At 50.0% G+C, this 2038-nt stretch carries 1 protein-coding gene; it reads right to left on the bottom strand.

Annotated elements, in window-relative coordinates:
- Window positions 1–119: 119 nt before the first annotated feature.
- Window positions 120–1661, bottom strand: a complete 1542-nt coding sequence (locus CDA54_RS19345; protein WP_180237284.1) for a phosphoenolpyruvate carboxykinase — start codon at window positions 1659–1661, stop codon at window positions 120–122.
- Window positions 1662–2038: the final 377 nt, after the last annotated feature.

The following is a 2038-nucleotide window of genomic DNA, read 5'->3' as shown; positions in this document are numbered from 1 at the left end:
TGTGTCATACCAGCAGGGACAGCTAATTTCTTAGCTTTGATTAGGTGTTTCAGTAAATAGCTCCAAAACATGCCAGCCAGCCTAGCTGGCTGGCATTGAAACTACCTTATCCAAATACCTCAGGCCTTTGGTCCCGCCTGACAAATCTCATCAGAGACATCATATTTTGCGAAGTTATTAGTAAACTCCGTTGCCAGGTTCGCGGCGTACTCATCGTATTTGGCCGGATTATCCCAGGTGTTGCGCGGGTTCAGCAGCTTGCTGTCAACACCCGGTACCGCCACAGGCACATCCAGATTCAGTTGTGGCAGATGCTCGGTTTCTACACCGGCCAGTTTATTGTTCACAATGGCATCGATCACCGCACGGGTGGTGGGAATATCAAAGCGCTTACCCACACCATAAGGCCCGCCGGTCCAGCCGGTATTAACCAGATAAACTTTGGCGCCAAATTCACGAACCCGCTTAATTAACAGCTCGGCATACACACCGGCCGGGCGGGGGAAGAAAGGCGCACCGAAACAGGTAGAGAAAGTAGATTCAATGGCAGCCGTTGAACCGATTTCTGTTGAACCCACTTTGGCCGTATAGCCCGACAGGAAGTGATAGGCCGCCGCCTGCTCTGACAAAATAGACACCGGCGGTAATACGCCGCTGACATCACAGGTCAGAAAAACCACGGCACCAGGTTCGCCAGCACGATTTTTGATTTCACGCTTTTCAATGTGCTCCAGCGGATAAGCGGCACGGCTGTTCTGGGTAAGCGTAGCGTCTTTGTAGTCGGGTACTTTATTGTTATCCAGCACTACGTTTTCCAGCACTGTACCAAAACGGATGGCATTCCAGATCACCGGCTCATTTTTCTGTGAAAGATCGATACACTTGGCATAGCAGCCGCCTTCGATATTAAATACCGAGCCTTTGGCCCAGCCATGCTCATCATCGCCAATAAGGTAACGGCCGGGGTCAGCAGACAGAGTTGTTTTACCCGTACCAGACAGGCCGAAGAACAGCGTCACATCGCCCTGCTCACCCACATTGGCGCTGCAATGCATAGGCAGCACATCTTCAGCCGGCAGCAGGAAGTTCTGTACAGAGAACATGGATTTTTTCATCTCACCGGCATAGCGCATACCGGCCAGCAAGACTTTGCGCTCAGCAAAATTAATAATCACCGTGCACTCTGAGTTGGTGCCGTCACGCTCTGGCTCACAAACAAAACCCGGCGCGTTAAGAATCTGCCAGACCGGCTTGTCTGAAGCATTCCAGTTTTCCGGGCGAATAAACAGATTATTGGCAAACAACTGATGCCAGGCGGTTTCGGTACGCACCATCAATGGCAGATAATGCTGTGGGTCGGCACCTACTTCCAGATGTGACATAAAGTGTTCTTTGGGCGCCAGATAGGCTTCAACACGGTCCCACAGGGCATCAAACTTCGCTGCATCGAAAGGCCGGTTTACCTCTCCCCACTGGATATCTGCTTCAGTGCTGGCTTCTTTGACGATAAAACGGTCTTTAGGTGAGCGGCCGGTGCGCTCTCCGGTTTCAACCACCAGCGCACCATTAGCGGCAAGGTGGCCTTCATTGCGGCGAACCGCTTGTTCAATCAAATCGGCGGGACTTAAATCAATCATCAGATTAGGGGGCAGAGAGGTCATCAACAGCGTACTCCGGGTATAATGTTTTCAAGTAGGGTTTCAAAATTCAGGCGTGGCGCGGATCATACATTATTTAAGGGCTGCAGAGGTAGGGTTGCGCTCAAAAAAAACGCAAAACTGAAAGACTTTCAGTTTTCTGATTAAATACTTTCAGAATTGTTGCATAACTATCCACTGCCATCGGCTCAGAGCCCCTTAGCTGAAAGAAGATAACGGCATTCGCCAACCAATAACTATGCAACAGATAAAATGGCTTTAAGTCATAACCAGGATCTATAGATATCTGGCTGATATCAGCCCAATTGGACCAGCTAAGAGCAATGCCGGATGTGGTCACTGTGCACAATGCAAGACCTGAATAATCCTCTAATCAGCCT

It is taken from the genome of Lacimicrobium alkaliphilum, from assembly GCF_002591895.1.
GTDB classification, from domain to species: domain Bacteria; phylum Pseudomonadota; class Gammaproteobacteria; order Enterobacterales; family Alteromonadaceae; genus Lacimicrobium; species Lacimicrobium alkaliphilum.
This window is presented reverse-complemented; position numbering and strand designations above follow the sequence as displayed.